Genomic DNA, 17,099 nt, shown 5'->3' with positions numbered 1-17,099 from the left:
ATCGACTCTTCATGCAGGTCTCCATGATGAAAAAACTGTTCCTGATTCCCGTTTTCGCGGCGCTGTTCTCGTTCGGCAGCGCAGCTCACGCGCAAGTCGACCAGTCGAACCCGCAGGCGCTGATCAAGACGGCGACGCAGCAGGTGCTCGACGAGGTCAAGCAGCAGACGATCAAGCAGGGCGACACCAACCGCATCATTACGATCGTCAACAAGGACATCCTGCCGTACACCGATTTCCGCCGCACCACGCAGCTCGCGATGGGCCGCAACTGGCGCACGGCGTCGGCCGAGCAGCAGCAACAGGTTCAGGAGCAGTTCAAGCTGCTGCTGATCCGCACGTATTCGGGCGCGCTTGCGCAGCTGAAGCCGGACCAGCAGATCCAGTACCCGCCGTTCCGTGCCGATCCGGCCGACACCGACGTCGTCGTGAAGACGGTCGCGATGAACAACGGCCAGCCGGTCCAGATCGATTACCGCCTGTACAAGACGGCCAACGGCTGGAAGGTGTATGACCTGAACGTGCTGGGCGCATGGCTGATCCAGACGTACCAGCAGCAGTTCAACGAGAAGATCCAGCAAAGCGGCGTGGACGGCCTGATCAAGTTCCTGACGCAGCGCAACCAGGAACTTGCCGCCGGCAAGCAGGCGTCGTGAGCGGCTTCGCGGCCGGCTCCTCGCTGACCGTCGCGAGCGCGAAGTCCGCGCTCGCGGACGGTCTCGCGCGCATCGACGCGGGCGAAACCGCCGTCGATTGCGCTGCGCTGACGCAATTCGACTCGTCCGCGCTCGCCGTGCTGCTCGCATGGCAACGTGCCGCCAAAGCGCGCGGCGCGACCCTCGACATCCTCAATCTCCCTTCGAAGCTCGCCAGCCTCGCGCGCGCCTACGGCGTCGACGCGCTCATCGACGGCACCGGGCGACATTGACCCTGTCCGACCGAAGCCTGCCGCGCCAGCCGGCGCGCGCACGCTTCAGGCCGCGCGCCTTAGGCGCCGGCTCCACCAGCCGGTTTGCCCTATAATCAAGCGTTTTGCGGGGCAGCCAATCGGCGTCCGGCCCCCATTTTCTTTCGCAGCAAGCACAGAATAGGCGTCGCGGCCCCTGCGCCGCGCACAGTCATGTCAGCCATAGAAATCCGTCACGTCAAGAAGCGCTACAAATCGCTTCAGGCGCTCAAGGGCGTCAGCCTGTCGGTCGAGGAGGGCGAGTTTTTCGGTCTGCTCGGCCCGAACGGCGCAGGCAAGACCACGCTCATCAGTATCCTCGCCGGGCTCGCCCGGGCCGATGAAGGCAGTATCTCGGTGCGCGGCCACGACGTCGTCAAGGACTTCCGCGGTGCACGCCGCGCGCTCGGCGTCGTGCCGCAGGAACTCGTGTTCGACCCGTTCTTCACCGTCCGCGAGACGCTGCGGATCCAGTCCGGCTATTTCGGGCTGCGCCGCAACGACGACTGGATCGACGAAGTGATGGCCAATCTCGACCTCACCGAGAAGGCCGACGCGAACATGCGCGCGCTGTCGGGCGGCATGAAGCGCCGCGTGCTGGTCGCACAGGCGCTCGTGCACCGGCCGCCCGTGATCGTGCTCGACGAGCCGACGGCCGGCGTCGACGTCGAGCTGCGCCAGACGCTGTGGAAATTCATCTCGCGGCTGAACCGCGAAGGCCACACGATCGTCCTGACCACGCATTACCTCGAGGAAGCCGAGTCGCTGTGCGACCGCATCGCGATGCTGCGTCGCGGGGAAGTCGTCGCGCTCGACCGCACCGACGCGCTGCTGCGCCGCTTCGCGGGCTTGCAGCTGTACCTGCGGCTGGCAACGGGCGCGCTGCCCGCCGAGCTGCGCGGGCTGGAGACCGATCCGGCCGCACGCGCGCCGGGCGAGCATTTGCTGCGTCTCGCGAGCTACGACGATGTCGAGCGGATTCTCGCGCAGTGTCGCGCGGCGGGCTGCACGTTCGACGAGATCGAGGTCCGCAAGGCCGACCTCGAGGATGTGTTCGTCCAGGTGATGAACGGAGCAGAAGTCGTCGAGGGATTGGCATGAGCGGTTTTCAAACGCTGTTCTACAAGGAACTCCTGCGTTTCTGGAAGGTGTCGTTCCAGACGGTGTGCGCACCGATCGTGACGGCGCTGCTGTACCTGACGATCTTCGGCCACGCGCTGTCGGGCCGCGTCGAGGTGTATCCGGGCGTCGAGTACGTGAGCTTCCTGGTCCCCGGCCTCGTGATGATGAGCGTGCTGCAGAACGCATTCGCGAACAGCTCGTCGTCGCTGATCCAGTCGAAGATCACCGGCAACCTCGTGTTCGTGCTGCTGCCGCCGCTGTCCTACAAGGACATCTTCGGCGCGTACGTGCTCGCGTCCGTCGTGCGCGGGCTCTCGGTCGGCGCGGGCGTGTTCGTCGTGACGATCTGGTTTATCCCGATGCATTTCGCGGCGCCGCTGTTCATCATCGCGTTCGCGCTGCTGGGCTCGGCGATCCTCGGCACGCTCGGGCTGATCGCCGGGATCTGGGCCGAGAAGTTCGACCAGCTCGCCGCGTTCCAGAACTTCCTGATCATGCCGCTGACGTTCCTGTCCGGCGTGTTCTATTCGACGCATTCGCTGCCGCCCGTGTGGCGCGAGATCTCGCGTCTCAACCCGTTTTTCTACATGATCGACGGCTTCCGTTTCGGGTTTTTCGGCGCGTCCGACATCAACCCGCTCGCGAGCCTCGCGATCGTCACCGGTTTCTTCGTGCTGCTCGCGATGTTCGCGATGCGGCTGCTCGCGACCGGCTACAAACTGCGCCATTGATATCGACGGCGGCGGCCGCCACGGGCGGCGCGCGCCGACAGGAGCCCCTCATGTTGCCGACTCCCGAACAGGTCAAGCAATACATCGCCGGCGGTCTCGCCTGCACTCATCTGGAAGTCGAAGGCGACGGCCAGCATTTCTTCGCGACGATCGTGTCGGCGGCCTTCGAAGGCAAGCGGCCGATCCAGCGGCACCAGCTCGTCTATGCGGCGCTCGGCGATCGCATGAAGCAGGAAATCCACGCGCTCAGCATGAAGACGCTGACGCCCGCCGAATGGCAGAACGCATAAACCGGAACCACTGAGTGCAAGTCACCGTCAACGAGCGCGACGCCGTCCAGAGCGTCGCCACGGCACACCCGGCCGCCAACGGGGAATCGCAGGGACATGGGATGGACAAGCTGGTGATCGAAGGCGGTCGCCGGTTGTCGGGCGAGATCGTCGTGTCGGGCGCGAAGAACGCCGCGCTGCCGATCCTGTGCGCGGGGCTGCTCAGCGCCGAGCCGGTCGAACTCGACAACGTGCCGAACCTGAAGGACGTGCGCACCACGCTGAAGGTGCTGAACCAGATGGGCGTGAAGAGCGCAACGGACGGCTGCCGCGTGCAGCTCGACGCATCGCGCGTCGACAACCTCGTCGCGCCGTACGAGCTCGTCAAGACGATGCGCGCGTCGATCCTCGTGCTCGGGCCGCTGCTCGCGCGCTTCGGCGAGGCCAAGGTGTCGCTGCCGGGCGGCTGCGCGATCGGCGCGCGGCCGGTCGACCAGCACATCAAGGGCCTGCAGGCGATGGGCGCCGAGATCAGCATCGAGCACGGCTTCATCGAGGCACGCGCGAAGCGCCTGAAGGGCGCGCGCATCGTGACCGACATGATCACGGTGACGGGGACGGAAAACCTGCTGATGGCCGCGACGCTGGCCGACGGCGAGACGGTGATCGAGAACGCGGCGCGCGAGCCGGAAGTGAGCGATCTCGCACACTTGCTGGTCGCGATGGGCGCGAAAATCGACGGCATCGGCACCGACCGCCTCGTGATCCAGGGCGTCGAGCGGCTGCACGGCGCACGCCATTCGGTGATTCCCGACCGCATCGAGGCCGGCACGTTCCTGTGCGCGGTCGCGGCGGCGGGCGGCGACGTGATGCTGACGGGCGTGCGCCCGCACATCCTCGACGCGGTGATCGACAAGCTGCGCGAGGCCGGCGTGTCGATCGAGGAAGGCGACAGCTGGCTGCGCGTGAAGATGGACCGCCGCCCGCAGGCGGTGACGATCCGCACGTCGGAATACCCGGCGTTCCCGACCGACATGCAGGCGCAGTTCATGGCCCTCAATTCGGTCGCGACGGGTACCGCGCAGGTCGTCGAGACCATCTTCGAGAACCGCTTCATGCACGTGCAGGAGCTGAACCGGCTCGGCGCGAACATCACGATCGACGGCAACACGGCGCTCGTGACGGGCGTCGACAAGCTGTCCGGCGCGAACGTGATGGCGACCGACCTGCGCGCGTCGGCGAGCCTCGTGATCGCCGGGCTGCGCGCCGAAGGCGAAACGCTCGTTGACCGCATCTATCACCTGGACCGCGGCTACGACCGCATGGAAACCAAACTGACCGCCGTCGGCGCGAACGTGCGCCGCCTCTCCGGGAGCCAAGCATGACCGCGCCGCTGACCCTCGCCCTGTCGAAGGGCCGGATTTTCGAGGAAACCCTGCCGCTGCTGGCGGCCGCCGGCGTGCAGGTGGCCGAGGATCCGGAAACGTCGCGCAAGCTGATCCTGCCGACGACCGATCCGAACCTGCGCGTGATCATCGTGCGCGCGAGCGACGTGCCGACCTATGTCGAATACGGCGCGGCCGACTTCGGCGTGGCCGGCAAGGACGTGCTGGTCGAGCACGGCGGCTCGGGCCTCTACCAGCCGATCGATCTGAACATTGCACGCTGCCGGATGTCGGTGGCCGTGCCGGCCGGTTTCGACTACGCGAACGCGGTGCGCCAGGGCGCGCGCCTGCGGGTCGCGACCAAGTACGTCGAAACGGCACGCGAACACTTCGCCGCGAAGGGCGTGCACGTCGACCTGATCAAGCTGTACGGCTCGATGGAGCTGGCGCCGCTGGTCGGGCTGGCCGACGCGATCGTCGACCTCGTCAGCTCGGGCGGCACGCTGAAGGCGAACAATCTGGTCGAGGTCGAGGAGATCATGGCGATCTCGTCGCGCCTCGTCGTGAACCAGGCTGCGCTGAAGTTGAAGCGCGCGGCGCTCAAGCCGATTCTCGACGCGTTCGAACGCGCGTCGCAGAATGGCAATTGAGCGCATCACCGTAACGGAACTTCCATGGCTATCACCATCCGCAAACTCGATTCGACCAGCGACGGCTTCGACGCCGCGCTGCGTGCGGTGCTCGCGTTCGAGGCGAGCGAGGACGAAGCGATCGAGCAGTCGGTCGCGCAGATTCTCGCCGACGTGAAGTCGCGCGGCGACGCCGCGGTGCTCGAGTACACGAACCGCTTCGACCGGCTGGACGCCAGCAGCGTCGCCGCGCTCGAACTGCCGCAGGACGCGCTGCAGACGGCGCTCGACGGCCTCGCGCCGAAGGCGCGCGCGGCGCTGGAAGCCGCCGCCGCACGCGTGCGGGCGTACCACGAGAAACAGAAGATCGAGTGCGGCACCCATAGCTGGCAGTACACGGAAAGCGACGGCACGGTGCTCGGCCAGAAGGTCACGCCGCTCGACCGCGTCGGCCTGTACGTGCCGGGCGGCAAGGCCGCCTATCCGTCGTCGGTGCTGATGAACGCGATTCCCGCGCGGGTCGCGGGCGTCGGCGAGATCGTGATGGTCGTGCCGACCCCGGACGGCGTGAAGAACGACCTCGTGCTCGCCGCGGCGCTGCTCGGCGGCGTCGATCGCGTGTTCACGATCGGCGGCGCGCAGGCGGTCGGCGCGCTCGCGTACGGCACGGCCACGGTGCCGGCGGTCGACAAGATCTGCGGGCCGGGCAACGCGTACGTCGCGTCGGCCAAGCGCCGCGTGTTCGGCACGGTCGGCATCGACATGATCGCCGGACCGTCGGAAATCCTCGTGCTGTGCGACGGCACGACCGATCCGAGCTGGGTCGCGATGGACCTGTTCTCGCAGGCCGAACACGACGAACTCGCGCAGTCGATCCTGCTGTGCCCGGACGCCGCGTTCCTCGAGCGCGTCGAGAAGGCGATCGACGAGCTGCTGCCGACGATGCCGCGCCAGGACGTGATCCGCGCGTCGCTCGAAGGCCGCGGCGCGCTGATCAAGGTGCGCGACATGGCCGAAGCGTGCCGGATCGCGAACGACATCGCGCCCGAGCACCTCGAGATTTCCGCGCTGGAGCCGCAGCAATGGGGCCAGCAGATCCGCCACGCCGGCGCGATCTTCCTCGGCCGCTACACGAGCGAAAGCCTCGGCGACTACTGCGCCGGCCCGAACCACGTGCTGCCGACCTCGCGCACCGCGCGCTTCTCGTCGCCGCTCGGCGTGTACGACTTCATCAAGCGCTCGAGCCTGATCGAAGTCAGCGCCGAAGGTGCGCAGACGCTGGGCGAGATTGCTTCCGAACTCGCATACGGCGAAGGGCTGCAGGCGCACGCGCGCAGCGCCGAGCTCCGGATGAAGGGGTGACCCGCGCGCCGGAGCCGATGCCGACGCATCGACTCCGGACGACGAGGAGACCGAGCGCAGGGCGGCAGCCGCCGCCCTGCCGACCAATTTGACGCCGGCGCGACGCACGCCGGCTTGAGACCATGACGACGCCACAAGACATCATCCGCCGCGACGTGCTCGCAATGACGAGCTACCCGGTGCCCGACGCGAGCGGGTTCGTGAAGCTGGATGCGATGGAGAACCCGTATTCGCTGCCGGCGCCGCTCGCGGCGGCGCTCGGCGAGCGCCTCGCGCAGGTCGCGCTGAACCGCTACCCGGCGCCGCGCCCGGGCGCGCTGCTCGACAAGCTGCGCCGTGCGATGGGCGTGCCGGCCGCGTGCGACGTGCTGCTCGGCAACGGTTCGGACGAAATCATCAGCATGATGTCGGTGGCATGCGCGAAGCCGGGCGCGAAGGTGCTCGCGCCGGTGCCGGGCTTCGTGATGTACGAACTGTCCGCGAAGTTCGCGCAGCTCGAATTCGTCGGCGTGCCGCTCAAGGCCGATCTGACGCTCGACGCCGACGCGATGATCGCGGCGATCGCCGAGCACCGGCCCGCGATCGTCTATCTCGCGTACCCGAACAACCCGACCGGCACGCTGTACGACGAAGCCGACGTCGAGCGGATCATCGCGGCCGCGCGGCACAGCCTGATCGTGATCGACGAGGCGTACCAGCCGTTCGCGGAGCGCTCGTGGCTGCCGCGCGCCGCCGAGTTCGACAACGTCGTCGTGATGCGCACGGTGTCGAAGCTCGGCCTCGCGGGAATCCGCCTCGGCTATCTCGCCGGGCTGCCGACCTGGCTGACCGAGTTCGACAAGGTGCGCCCGCCGTACAACATCAACGTGCTGACCCAGGCGACCGCCGATTTCCTGCTCGACCACCTCGACGTGCTCGACGCGCAGGCGGCCGAACTGCGTGCGGAACGCACGCGCCTCGCGCAGGCCGTGGCCGCGCTGCCGGGCGCGACGGTGTTCCCGAGCGCCGGCAATTTCCTGCTGGTGCGCGTGCCGGACGCGGCGGCCGTGTTCGATGCGTTGCTCACCGAGCGGGTGCTGGTCAAAAACGTGAGTAAAATGCATCCGTTGCTGGCCGAATGCGTGCGGCTGACCGTCGGTTCTCCCGACGAAAACGCGCGCCTGCTGGCTGCCTTGAAACTCGCGCTGCCCGGTTGACCCCAGGGCGCGGCGGCGCGCGACGATCAATCCCCATTTACATCAGACTCAATCAAGGAATTGCCATGCGTGTGGCGGAAGTCGTTCGCAATACCAGCGAAACGCAGATCCGTGTGAAGCTCGATCTCGACGGTACGGGCCGGCAGAAGCTGGCCACCGGCGTGCCGTTTCTCGACCATATGCTCGACCAGATCGCGCGACATGGTCTGATCGATCTCGAGGTCGAAGCGCATGGCGATACGCATATCGACGACCACCATACGGTCGAGGACGTCGGCATCACGCTCGGCCAGGCCGTCGCGAAGGCGATCGGCGACAAGAAGGGCATCCGCCGCTACGGCCATTCGTACGTGCCGCTCGACGAGGCGCTGTCGCGCGTCGTGATCGACTTCTCGGGCCGGCCGGGTCTCGAATTCCACGTGCCGTTCACGCGCGCGCGGATCGGCACGTTCGACGTCGACCTGTCGATCGAATTCTTCCGCGGGTTCGTGAACCACGCGGGCGTCACGCTGCACATCGACAACCTGCGCGGGATCAACGCGCACCACCAGCTCGAAACGGTGTTCAAGGCCTTCGGCCGGGCGCTGCGTGCGGCGGTGGAACTCGACGAGCGCGCGGCGGGGCAGATTCCGTCGACGAAGGGCAGCCTCTAACTTTCGAACGGACAGGACGCCACGGATAACCTCACGGCTTCGGCGCGGCGCGCCGGCTTGCGATGGATCTGCTCAAATCGTTCATTTCCCTGCTCGCGCTGATCAATCCGGTCGGCGCGGTGCCGTTCTTCCTGAGCCTGACGGCGCAGCAGACGGACGACGAGCGGCGCCGCACGATCCGGATCGCGTCGGTGTCGGTGTTCTGCGTGATGACGGTGACGACGCTGCTCGGGCAGCAGATCATCGACTTCTTCGGCATATCGGTCGGCTCGCTCGAAGTGGGCGGCGGGATCATCATGCTGCTGATGGCGATCAGCATGCTGAACGCTCAGGCCGGCAACACCCGCTCGACGCCGGAGGAGCGCCACGAAGCCGAGCAGAAGGACAACATCGCGGTCGTGCCGCTGGCGATTCCGCTGCTGACGGGCCCCGGCTCGATCAGCACGGTGATCATCTATGCGGCGAACTCGCATCACTGGTATGAGCGAGCCGGGCTCGTCGCGATCGGCGCGGCGCTGGCTCTGCTGTGTTTCTTCGCGATGCGGCTTGCCGAGCCGATCGCGAACTGGATCGGCCGACGGCATCAACATCGCACGCGGCTGATGGTTTGATGCTGTCGGCGCTGGCGGTGGAATTCATCGTCAATGGACTGAGGGCGCTACTGCCTGCACTGAGATGAAAACTTCGATTGCGATTGTGGATTATGGGATGGGCAACCTGCGCTCGGTCGCGCAGGCGCTCAAGAAGGCCGAACCGGCCGCCGACGTGGCGATCGTCGACACGCCGGCCGCGATTCGCGCGGCCGACCGCGTCGTGCTGCCCGGCCAGGGCGCGATGCCCGACTGCATGCGCTGCCTCGGCGAATCGGGGCTGCAGGAAGCGGTGATCGAGGCGTCGCGCACGAAGCCGCTGCTCGGCGTGTGCGTCGGCGAGCAGATGCTGTTCGACTGGAGCGCGGAAGGCGACACGAAGGGCCTGGGCCTGCTGCCCGGCAAGGTCGTGCGCTTCGAGCTCGACGGCCGGCTGCAGGACGACGGCTCGCGCTTCAAGGTGCCGCAGATGGGCTGGAACCGCGTGCGCCAGTCGCAGCCGCACCCGCTGTGGGACGGCGTGCCCGACGACGCGTATTTCTACTTCGTTCACAGCTATTACGTGAGCCCGGACAACCCGGCGCACACGGTCGGCGAAACGGCCTACGGCGCGCCGTTTACGTCAGCGGTCGCGCGGGACAATCTCTTCGCGACCCAATTCCACCCCGAGAAAAGCGCGGAAGTCGGGTTGCGTCTGTATCGCAACTTCGTACACTGGAAGCCGTGAACGTGGTGCGCGAGCCACAGTTGACAGGGCGCAAACGCCTGTCGTGCGGGGCTCGCACGCTTAAGCACCGAAAGAGTTGTACTAAACTAGCGAGACGGCGCGGCACCGGTTTGGCCGGTGCGCGCCGGATTCTTTTCATTTTCCACGACGACACCCGATTGCTATGTTGCTGATTCCGGCCATCGATCTCAAAGACGGTCAGTGTGTGCGCCTCAAACAGGGCGATATGGACCAGGCCACGATTTTCTCCGAGGACCCGGCGGCGATGGCCCGCAAGTGGGTCGATCTCGGCGCCCGGCGGCTGCATCTGGTCGACCTGAACGGCGCATTCGCCGGCAAGCCGAAGAATCTCGAGGCGATCGAAGCGATCCTCGACGAAGTCGGCGACGAAATCCCCGTTCAGCTCGGCGGCGGCATCCGCAGCCTCGAGACGATCGAGAAGTATCTCGACGCGGGCCTGTCCTACGTGATCATCGGCACCGCGGCCGTGAAGGATCCGGGCTTCCTGCAGGACGCGTGTACCGCGTTCGCGGGCAACATCATCGTCGGCCTGGACGCGAAGGACGGCAAGGTCGCGACCGACGGCTGGAGCAAGCTCACGGGCCATGAGGTGATCGATCTCGCGCAGAAGTTCGAGGACTACGGCGTCGAGTCGATCGTCTACACGGACATCGGCCGCGACGGGATGCTGCAGGGCATCAACATCGAGGCGACCGTGAAGCTCGCGCAGGCGGTCGGCATTCCGGTGATCGCCAGCGGCGGCCTGTCGAACCTCACGGACATCGAGAACCTGTGCGAAGTGGAAGAGCACGGCGTCGAAGGCGTGATCTGCGGCCGTGCGATCTACTCCGGCGATCTCGATTTCGCGGCCGCGCAAAAGCGCGCGGACGAACTGAACGGCGAACTCGACAACGCGTAACCGCGGTGTCCCGTTCGCCGGGGCTGCCCGCAGGCGGCCCCGACCGGAAGCCTCGCGCGAGGCTTCCGTAACCGGCCGTTCCACCGCGGCCTATGGCGTACATCATGGCTCTAGCTAAACGCATCATCCCCTGCCTGGACGTGACTGCCGGGCGTGTCGTCAAGGGCGTCAATTTCGTCGAGCTGCGCGATGCCGGCGACCCCGTCGAAATCGCCCGCCGCTACGACGACCAGGGCGCCGACGAACTGACGTTCCTCGACATCACCGCGACCTCCGACCAGCGCGACCTGATCCTGCCGATCATCGAAGCCGTTGCGTCGCAGGTGTTCATTCCGCTGACCGTCGGCGGCGGCGTGCGCGCCGTCGAGGACGTGCGGCGCCTGTTGAACGCCGGCGCGGACAAGGTCAGCATGAATTCGTCGGCGGTCGCGAACCCGCAGCTCGTGCGCGACGCGGCCGACAAGTACGGCTCGCAGTGCATCGTCGTCGCGATCGACGCGAAGCGCGTGTCGGCCGACGGCGAGGCGCCGCGCTGGGAAGTCTTCACGCACGGCGGCCGCAAGGGCACGGGCCTGGATGCGATCGAATGGGCGCGCAAGATGGCCGAACTCGGCGCGGGCGAGATCCTGCTCACGAGCATGGACCGCGACGGCACGAAGTCGGGCTTCGACCTCGCGCTCACGCGCGGCGTGTCGGACGCGGTGCCGGTGCCGGTGATCGCATCGGGCGGTGTCGGCTGCCTGCAGGATCTCGCGGACGGCATCAAGGACGGCCGCGCGGACGCGGTGCTGGCCGCCAGCATCTTCCACTACGGCGAGCACACGGTCGGCGAGGCGAAGCGCTTCATGGCCGAGCAGGGCATCGCGGTGAGGCTGTGATGAATACGGAAACGAAATCCCTGCCCGCGTGGCTCGACAAGGTCCGCTGGGACGACAACGGCCTCGTGCCGGTGATCGCGCAGGAAGCGTCGACGAACGACGTGCTGATGTTCGCGTGGATGAACCGCGAGGCACTGGCGAAGACGATCGAGACGCAGCGCGCGGTCTACTATTCGCGCTCGCGCAAGCGCCTGTGGTTCAAGGGCGAGGAGTCGGGCCACGTGCAGCACGTGCACGAGGTGCGGCTCGATTGCGACGAGGACGTCGTGCTGCTGAAGGTCGAGCAGGTGTCGGGCATCGCCTGCCACACCGGCCGGCATTCGTGCTTCTTCCAGAAATTCGAAGGTACGGTGGACAGCGGCGACTGGGTCGCGGTCGATCCGGTGCTGAAAGACCCCGAACACATCTACAAATGACGCAATCGACCGAAGACACGCTGCTGCGCCTCGCGGCCGTGATCGATAGCCGCAAGGGCGGCGACCCCGAACAATCGTACGTATCGCGCCTGTTCCACAAGGGCGACGACGCGGTGCTGAAGAAGATCGGCGAAGAGGCGACCGAAGTCGTGCTGGCCGCGAAGGACGTGCGCCAGGGCGGCGCGCCGACAGCGCTGGTCGGCGAGGTGGCCGATTTGTGGTTCCACTGCCTCGTGATGCTGTCGCATTTCGACCTGAGCCCGGCCGACGTGATCGCCGAACTCGAGCGCCGCGAAGGGTTGTCGGGCATCGAGGAAAAGGCGCTGCGCAAGCGCCGCGAGCGCGAGGAAAACGGCGGTTGACGGCTCGCGGCCTGCCGCGCCGGCGACAGTGCGGTAAGCTGTAAGAATTGTCATCCAACGGGGGTAGCATCATGACCGATACGCCGAGCCAGCTTCCGACGCCGTCGGTGCCGGGTGCAGCGGACGCCGAGCGGCTGAACGGTTTGCGCACGTTGACGCACGTGCTGTACGGCCTCTACGCGATTCATTGGCTGACGGGCGGCGTCACCGGCCTCATCGCGATCATCATCAACTACGTGAAGCGCGGTGACGTGGCCGGCACGCCGTACGCCGACCATTTCGAGTGGCAGATCCGCACGTTCTGGCGCGCGCTGATCGCTTACGTGATCGGCTTCGCGCTGATGTTCGTGGGCGTGGGATTCGTCATCATGTTTGTCACGTGGATTTGGACGCTGTACCGTATCATCAAAGGTTGGCTGTACCTAAACGACAACAAGACGCTCGATTCGCAGGCCTGGTTCTGACCGGCGCGCGGGCGTTTCGCAGGAGCAACATGAGTCACGATCCGAATTGCCTGTTCTGCAAGATCGCGGCGGGCGAGATCCCGAGCACGAAGGTGCACGAGGACGACGAATTCGTCGCGTTCCGCGACATCCGCCCCGCGGCCGAGACGCATGTGCTCGTGATTCCGCGCCGGCACGTGCCGACGCTGTCGGCGGCGAGCGAGGCCGACGCGCCGATGCTTGGCCGGCTGATGCTGCTGGTCGCGCGTCTGGCCGACCAGCTCGGCGTCGCGTACACGGGTGGCGAAACCGGTTTTCGCACGGTGATCAACACGGGGCCCGGCGGCGGGCAGGAGGTTTACCACCTGCACGCGCACATTCTGGCCGGCCCGCGCCCCTGGCTGCGGATGGGTTGACGTCGCGGGGCGTTTCCCCGCATCGATAGTCGAAGCCGGCGTGCCGCCGGCGATTTGCGCCGCGACGCGGCGTGGTTGAGGAGAGGTTTCATCATGGGTGGATTGAGCATTTGGCACTGGCTGATCGTGCTGCTGATCGTCGCGCTGGTTTTCGGTACGAAGAAGTTGCGCAACATCGGCAACGACCTCGGCAGCGCCGTGAAGGGTTTCAAGGACGGCATGAAGGACGGCGAGACGCCGGCGGACGCGCAGCAGCTGCCGCGCAACGGCTCGGTCGACGTCAACGCGAAGGAAACGACGCGTTCCGACTCGAACAAGGCGTAACGCCGGCACGCTGACAGGCATTCGCGATGCTGGATCTCGGTCTTTCGAAGATGGCGCTGATCGGCGTCGTCGCGCTCGTGGTGCTCGGCCCCGAGCGCCTGCCGCGCGTCGCGCGTACGGCCGGCGCACTGTTCGGCCGCGCGCAGCGGTACATCAACGACGTGAAGGCCGAGGTCTCGCGCGAAATCGAACTCGACGCGTTGCGGACGATGAAGACCGATTTCGAGACGGCCGCGCGCAATGTCGAGACGACGATTCACGACAACCTGCGCGAGCACGAGAAGGAGCTGAACGACACGTGGAACTCCGCGGTCGGCGGCCTTAACGAAGGCTCGGTCGATGCCGGCACGTACGGCTCCGACACGCCCGCGGCGCCGTCGTGGCGCGGCAGCACGGCCGCGCTCGCGCCGAAGCGTCGCAACTGGCGTGTGAAACAGGCGGCGACGCCTGTCTGGTACAAGCGCGCGACGACCCGCCGCACGCACGTGCAGTCGGGCGCCGCGCGTGTCGCGCGCCACCAGCCGGCCAGCCTGCGCCGGCCGACGCGCTTCTTCTGAGCCGAGCGCATGCTCGCTCGTCAATCCTACCGAGGGCCGGTGTGAGCGACCCCCAGCAGAACCCGGGCGACGCCCCGGAAGAAACCTTCATTTCCCATCTCGTCGAGCTTCGCGATCGCATCATTCGCGCGGGGCTGGCCGTGATCGTCGTGTTCCTCGGGCTCGTGTACTGGGCGCCCGACATCTTCCGGCTGCTCGCGCGGCCGCTGATGGAAAACCTGCCGAAGGGCGGCAGGATGATCGTGACCGATGTCACCGGCTCGTTCTTCGTGCCGATGAAGGTCACGATGCTCGTCGCGCTCGTGATCGCGCTGCCGATCGTGCTGTACCAGATCTGGGCGTTCGTCGCGCCGGGGCTGTACCAGCACGAGAAGAAGCTCGTCGCGCCGCTCGTCGGCAGCAGCTATGTGCTGTTCCTGTGCGGGATGGCGTTCGCGTACTTCCTCGTGTTCCCGACGATCTTCCGCGTGATGGCGCACTACAACGCACCGCTCGGCGCGGAGATGTCGACCGATATCGACAACTACCTGAGCTTCGTGCTCGGGATGTTCATCGCGTTCGGCGTCACGTTCGAGGTGCCGATCGTCGTCGTGCTGCTCGTCCGGATGGGCGTGCTGACGTTGAAGAAGCTGAAGGAGATGCGGCCGTACGTGATCGTCGGCGCGTTCGTCGTCGCGGCGGTCGTCACGCCGCCGGACGTATTCTCGCAGTTGATGCTCGCGTTGCCGCTCGTCGTGCTGTTCGAGATCGGGCTGCTGGCCGCGCGATTCTTCGTACCGAAGCCGACGGAAGAACCCGAGGCGGAGAACGGCGCCGCGAGTTGATGCGGGACCGGTGCGCGGCGGCCGGCATGATCGCGGTCGTCGATACGGCCCCTCGACAGCGTTGAAGCCGCGCGCGCCGACCGGATGGCGCAGATCGCGAGGGCGCCCGCAGCTTCTTCACCGTGAAGAAGGCATGCCGGAGCAACGCCGCCGGACCAAAGCAACAGGGCAGCCGATCAGGCTGCCCTTTTTTGTTTCCGTCCTTGGCCGGCAAGCGGCGCCGGTACGCCGCCCGCCGGAGGTCATTCGCTGTCGCTGTCCTGTTCGTCGAGCGCCTGCTTCGGCGGCGGCGGGCGCTTGCCGATCACGACCTTCACGTCGAACTCCTTGCCCTTGCGTACGACATGCACCTTGGTCGGCGTGCCCGGCTTGATCTGCGCGACGGTGTTCAGCAGTTTCGTCGTGTCGGTGATGTCGTCGCCGTTCACGCTCACGAGGATGTCGCCCGGCTTGATGCCGGCCTTGTCGGCCGGCCCGCCCTGCAGCACGCCCGCGACGATCGCGCCCGACTTCTGCTGGAGCCCGAACGATTCGGCGATTTCCGGCGTGACGTCCTGCGGCTCGACGCCGATCCAGCCGCGCGTGACCGAGCCCGTCGTGATGATGCTTTCGAGCACGGTGCGCGCGGTCGACACGGGGATCGCGAAGCCGATGCCGAGCGAGCCGCCCGAGCGCGAGTAGATCGCCGTGTTGATGCCGAGCAGGTTGCCGTTCACGTCGACCAGCGCGCCGCCCGAGTTGCCCGGGTTGATCGGCGCGTCGGTCTGGATGAAGTTCTCGAACGTGTTGATGCCGAGGTGATTGCGGCCGAGCGCGCTGATGATCCCCATCGTGACCGTCTGGCCGACGCCGAACGGGTTGCCGATCGCGAGCACGACGTCGCCGACCCGCGACTGGTCGGAACGGCCGAGCGTGATCGTCGGCAGGTTCGTCATGTTGATCTTCAGCACGGCGAGGTCGGTTTCCGGGTCGCTGCCGATCACCTTCGCGGTGCCCGTGCGGCCGTCGGCGAGCGCGACTTCGATCTGGTCGGCGCCGTCCACGACGTGCTGGTTCGTTAGAATGTAACCTTCAGGGCTCACGATAACGCCCGAGCCCAGGTTGGCGGCCGGCTCGTCGTGCTGCTTGCGCGCATTGCGGTCGCCGAAGAAGTAGCGGAACAGCGGATCCTTCGCGCGCGGATCGGGCGGCAGCGAGCCGTCCTTGCTGGAGAAGACGTTGACGACGGCGGGCATCGCCTTTTGCGCGGCCTCGGCGTACGACGTGGTCGCGGGGGCGCCGCCGATGCCCGGTGCGACTTCGCGCAGCGCGACGATCGGCGTGGCGAGCTGCTTGCCGAGCTGTCCTTGCCGTTGCAGCCATTGCGGCTTGAGCGTCACGACGATGAACATCAGCGCGAGCAGTACGGTCACCGCCTGCGCGAAGAACAGCCAGAAGCGTCTAAGCATCTGAAAGGATTAGAGGTTTATATGGATCGGATCGAACTTGAATTGTACTTGAACAATACCCTTGAAATCGCGCGCTTCAAGGACTATTGCCCGAACGGCCTCCAGGTCGAGGGGCGCCGCAAGATCGAGAAGATCGCCACCGGCGTGACGGCGTCGGTCGCGTTCCTCGAAGCCGCGCTCGAATGGGGCGCGGATGCGGTGCTCGTCCATCACGGCTATTTCTGGCGCAACGAGGCGCCGCAGATTACCGGCCGCAAGTACCAGCGGCTGAAGCTGCTGCTCGCGAACGACCTGAACCTGTTCGCATTCCACCTGCCGCTCGACGCGCACCCCGAGTTCGGCAACAACGCGCAGCTCGGCGAGAAGCTCGGGCTGCTCGGCGAGCAGCGTTTCGGCGATGGCGACCTCGGCTGGATGGCCACGCTGCCGATGCCCGTCTCGCTCGAGCACTTCGTCGCGAAGGTCGAGCGCACGCTCGGCCGCACGCCGCTCGTGCTCGGCGATCCGGAGATGCAGTTGCGCCGCATCGCATGGTGTACGGGCGCCGCGCAAAGCTATTTCGACGCGGCGATCGACGCGGGCGCCGACGTGTTCCTGACCGGCGAGGTGTCGGAATCCGTCACGCATGCGTCGGCCGAAAGCGGCGTCGCGTTCGTTGCGGCAGGGCACCACGCGACCGAGCGCTACGGAATCCAGGCGCTCGGCGCCCACTTGTCCGAAGAATTCGATCTCGAACACCTTTTTATCGATATTCATAATCCGGTCTGAACGCCGGATTTGCGGCGGTGCATCGAAATTTCGCAATGTAGCGTATGCTTAAAAGCAAAATGATTTAATCGCTCCGATAGTGGGGGAAAACCCTTAACTATCAATTACTTCGAAGGGATTTTCGTCTCCGGGCC

General features: G+C 66.4%; 22 protein-coding genes and 1 pseudogene. 22 read left to right on the top strand and 1 reads right to left on the bottom strand.

The features are described 5' to 3' along the window. Positions 1–26 precede the first annotated feature (26 nt). From PL79_RS35710 to tatC, 21 genes and pseudogenes are all read left to right on the top strand, one after another. Positions 27–656, top strand: a complete 630-nt coding sequence (locus PL79_RS35710) for an MlaC/ttg2D family ABC transporter substrate-binding protein (RefSeq protein WP_044846000.1) — start codon at positions 27–29, stop codon at positions 654–656. After that, a complete protein-coding gene (locus PL79_RS35705) occupies positions 653–928 on the top strand; it encodes an STAS domain-containing protein (RefSeq protein WP_044845962.1) in 276 nt (91 codons plus the stop codon). Before PL79_RS35710 ends, PL79_RS35705 begins: the two co-directional genes overlap by 4 nt. A 192-nt stretch (positions 929–1,120) precedes the next feature. Further along, positions 1,121–2,047 (top strand): ABC transporter ATP-binding protein, encoded by a 927-nt coding sequence (locus tag PL79_RS35700; protein WP_044845961.1) that lies wholly within the window; start codon positions 1,121–1,123, stop codon positions 2,045–2,047. Continuing rightward, positions 2,044–2,799 carry an ABC transporter permease gene (locus PL79_RS35695; RefSeq protein ID WP_044845960.1) on the top strand — a complete coding sequence of 252 codons (756 nt, stop codon included), beginning with the start codon at positions 2,044–2,046 and terminating at the stop codon, positions 2,797–2,799. The genes PL79_RS35700 and PL79_RS35695 overlap by 4 nt, the downstream gene beginning before the upstream one ends. 50 nt (positions 2,800–2,849) lie before the next feature. Beyond that, positions 2,850–3,089, top strand: a complete 240-nt coding sequence (locus PL79_RS35690) for a BolA family protein (protein ID WP_006477131.1) — start codon at positions 2,850–2,852, stop codon at positions 3,087–3,089. A 14-nt stretch (positions 3,090–3,103) separates the two neighbouring features. After that, a complete protein-coding gene (gene murA, locus PL79_RS35685) occupies positions 3,104–4,453 on the top strand; it encodes a UDP-N-acetylglucosamine 1-carboxyvinyltransferase (protein ID WP_044845959.1) in 1,350 nt (449 codons plus the stop codon). Next, positions 4,450–5,103: an ATP phosphoribosyltransferase gene (hisG, locus tag PL79_RS35680; RefSeq protein WP_006751807.1), complete on the top strand. Its 654-nt coding sequence runs from the start codon at positions 4,450–4,452 to the stop codon at positions 5,101–5,103. The genes murA and hisG overlap by 4 nt, the downstream gene beginning before the upstream one ends. Before the next feature lie 24 nt (positions 5,104–5,127). Continuing rightward, positions 5,128–6,444 (top strand): histidinol dehydrogenase, encoded by a 1,317-nt coding sequence (gene hisD, locus PL79_RS35675; RefSeq protein ID WP_044845958.1) that lies wholly within the window; start codon positions 5,128–5,130, stop codon positions 6,442–6,444. Positions 6,445–6,566: 122 nt separating this feature from the next. Continuing rightward, positions 6,567–7,640: a histidinol-phosphate transaminase gene (hisC, locus tag PL79_RS35670; protein WP_044845957.1), complete on the top strand. Its 1,074-nt coding sequence runs from the start codon at positions 6,567–6,569 to the stop codon at positions 7,638–7,640. Positions 7,641–7,705: 65 nt separating this feature from the next. Next, positions 7,706–8,293: an imidazoleglycerol-phosphate dehydratase HisB gene (gene hisB, locus PL79_RS35665; RefSeq protein ID WP_006751804.1), complete on the top strand. Its 588-nt coding sequence runs from the start codon at positions 7,706–7,708 to the stop codon at positions 8,291–8,293. A 62-nt stretch (positions 8,294–8,355) separates the two neighbouring features. Continuing rightward, positions 8,356–8,972, top strand: a pseudogene (locus PL79_RS35660) (MarC family protein). After that, positions 8,969–9,610, top strand: a complete 642-nt coding sequence (gene hisH, locus PL79_RS35655) for an imidazole glycerol phosphate synthase subunit HisH (RefSeq protein ID WP_044845955.1) — start codon at positions 8,969–8,971, stop codon at positions 9,608–9,610. Before PL79_RS35660 ends, hisH begins: the two are co-directional and overlap by 4 nt. Positions 9,611–9,773: 163 nt before the next feature. After that, entirely contained in the window at positions 9,774–10,529 is a 756-nt protein-coding gene (hisA, locus tag PL79_RS35650) for a 1-(5-phosphoribosyl)-5-[(5-phosphoribosylamino)methylideneamino]imidazole-4-carboxamide isomerase (protein ID WP_034183653.1), read from the top strand. Between the two features lie 104 nt (positions 10,530–10,633). After that, a complete protein-coding gene (hisF, locus tag PL79_RS35645) occupies positions 10,634–11,407 on the top strand; it encodes an imidazole glycerol phosphate synthase subunit HisF (protein WP_044845999.1) in 774 nt (257 codons plus the stop codon). Then, positions 11,407–11,823, top strand: coding sequence for a phosphoribosyl-AMP cyclohydrolase (gene hisI, locus PL79_RS35640; RefSeq protein WP_044845954.1), 417 nt, complete (start codon positions 11,407–11,409; stop codon positions 11,821–11,823). The genes hisF and hisI overlap by 1 nt, the downstream gene beginning before the upstream one ends. Further along, on the top strand, positions 11,820–12,185 hold the full coding sequence (locus PL79_RS35635) for a phosphoribosyl-ATP diphosphatase (RefSeq protein WP_044845953.1): 366 nt from the start codon (positions 11,820–11,822) through the stop codon (positions 12,183–12,185). The genes hisI and PL79_RS35635 overlap by 4 nt, the downstream gene beginning before the upstream one ends. Before the next feature lie 71 nt (positions 12,186–12,256). After that, the gene (locus tag PL79_RS35630; RefSeq protein WP_044845952.1) at positions 12,257–12,649 is read left to right on the top strand and encodes a DUF4870 family protein; all 393 of its coding nucleotides are present in this window, start codon (positions 12,257–12,259) and stop codon (positions 12,647–12,649) included. Between the two features lie 29 nt (positions 12,650–12,678). Continuing rightward, positions 12,679–13,044: a histidine triad nucleotide-binding protein gene (locus PL79_RS35625; protein ID WP_044845951.1), complete on the top strand. Its 366-nt coding sequence runs from the start codon at positions 12,679–12,681 to the stop codon at positions 13,042–13,044. Positions 13,045–13,137: 93 nt separating this feature from the next. Further along, on the top strand, positions 13,138–13,368 hold the full coding sequence (gene tatA, locus PL79_RS35620) for a Sec-independent protein translocase subunit TatA (protein WP_044845950.1): 231 nt from the start codon (positions 13,138–13,140) through the stop codon (positions 13,366–13,368). A 26-nt stretch (positions 13,369–13,394) separates the two neighbouring features. Further along, positions 13,395–13,925 (top strand): Sec-independent protein translocase protein TatB, encoded by a 531-nt coding sequence (tatB, locus tag PL79_RS35615; protein ID WP_044845949.1) that lies wholly within the window; start codon positions 13,395–13,397, stop codon positions 13,923–13,925. Between the two features lie 41 nt (positions 13,926–13,966). Then, positions 13,967–14,749: a twin-arginine translocase subunit TatC gene (tatC, locus tag PL79_RS35610; protein WP_044845948.1), complete on the top strand. Its 783-nt coding sequence runs from the start codon at positions 13,967–13,969 to the stop codon at positions 14,747–14,749. 242 nt (positions 14,750–14,991) lie between these two features. Here the strand turns inward: tatC and PL79_RS35605 are convergent, their stop codons facing one another. Further along, on the bottom strand, positions 14,992–16,197 hold the full coding sequence (locus PL79_RS35605; protein ID WP_044845947.1) for a Do family serine endopeptidase: 1,206 nt from the start codon (positions 16,195–16,197) through the stop codon (positions 14,992–14,994). A 21-nt stretch (positions 16,198–16,218) separates the two neighbouring features. Between PL79_RS35605 and PL79_RS35600 the strand changes: the two genes are divergently transcribed. Next, on the top strand, positions 16,219–16,965 hold the full coding sequence (locus tag PL79_RS35600) for a Nif3-like dinuclear metal center hexameric protein (RefSeq protein ID WP_044845946.1): 747 nt from the start codon (positions 16,219–16,221) through the stop codon (positions 16,963–16,965). The last annotated feature ends 134 nt before the right edge of the window (positions 16,966–17,099 follow it).

The sequence above is a fragment of the Burkholderia sp. USMB20 genome (assembly GCF_000949135.2).
GTDB lineage: Bacteria > Pseudomonadota > Gammaproteobacteria > Burkholderiales > Burkholderiaceae > Burkholderia.
Note: the sequence above shows the minus strand (reverse complement) of the source record. Positions and strands in the feature narration are given on the sequence as shown.

Coding starts and splice junctions, on each gene's coding strand:
- PL79_RS35710 (WP_044846000.1), top strand. CDS start 27: ATGAAAAAACTGTTCCTGATTCCCGTTTTCGCGGCGCTGTTCTCGTTC.
- PL79_RS35700 (WP_044845961.1), top strand. CDS start 1,121: ATGTCAGCCATAGAAATCCGTCACGTCAAGAAGCGCTACAAATCGCTT.
- PL79_RS35695 (WP_044845960.1), top strand. CDS start 2,044: ATGAGCGGTTTTCAAACGCTGTTCTACAAGGAACTCCTGCGTTTCTGG.
- PL79_RS35690 (WP_006477131.1), top strand. CDS start 2,850: ATGTTGCCGACTCCCGAACAGGTCAAGCAATACATCGCCGGCGGTCTC.
- hisG (WP_006751807.1), top strand. CDS start 4,450: ATGACCGCGCCGCTGACCCTCGCCCTGTCGAAGGGCCGGATTTTCGAG.
- hisD (WP_044845958.1), top strand. CDS start 5,128: ATGGCTATCACCATCCGCAAACTCGATTCGACCAGCGACGGCTTCGAC.
- hisC (WP_044845957.1), top strand. CDS start 6,567: ATGACGACGCCACAAGACATCATCCGCCGCGACGTGCTCGCAATGACG.
- hisB (WP_006751804.1), top strand. CDS start 7,706: ATGCGTGTGGCGGAAGTCGTTCGCAATACCAGCGAAACGCAGATCCGT.
- hisH (WP_044845955.1), top strand. CDS start 8,969: ATGAAAACTTCGATTGCGATTGTGGATTATGGGATGGGCAACCTGCGC.
- hisA (WP_034183653.1), top strand. CDS start 9,774: ATGTTGCTGATTCCGGCCATCGATCTCAAAGACGGTCAGTGTGTGCGC.
- hisF (WP_044845999.1), top strand. CDS start 10,634: ATGGCTCTAGCTAAACGCATCATCCCCTGCCTGGACGTGACTGCCGGG.
- hisI (WP_044845954.1), top strand. CDS start 11,407: ATGAATACGGAAACGAAATCCCTGCCCGCGTGGCTCGACAAGGTCCGC.
- PL79_RS35635 (WP_044845953.1), top strand. CDS start 11,820: ATGACGCAATCGACCGAAGACACGCTGCTGCGCCTCGCGGCCGTGATC.
- PL79_RS35630 (WP_044845952.1), top strand. CDS start 12,257: ATGACCGATACGCCGAGCCAGCTTCCGACGCCGTCGGTGCCGGGTGCA.
- PL79_RS35625 (WP_044845951.1), top strand. CDS start 12,679: ATGAGTCACGATCCGAATTGCCTGTTCTGCAAGATCGCGGCGGGCGAG.
- tatA (WP_044845950.1), top strand. CDS start 13,138: ATGGGTGGATTGAGCATTTGGCACTGGCTGATCGTGCTGCTGATCGTC.
- tatB (WP_044845949.1), top strand. CDS start 13,395: ATGCTGGATCTCGGTCTTTCGAAGATGGCGCTGATCGGCGTCGTCGCG.
- PL79_RS35605 (WP_044845947.1), bottom strand. CDS start 16,197: ATGCTTAGACGCTTCTGGCTGTTCTTCGCGCAGGCGGTGACCGTACTG.
- PL79_RS35600 (WP_044845946.1), top strand. CDS start 16,219: ATGGATCGGATCGAACTTGAATTGTACTTGAACAATACCCTTGAAATC.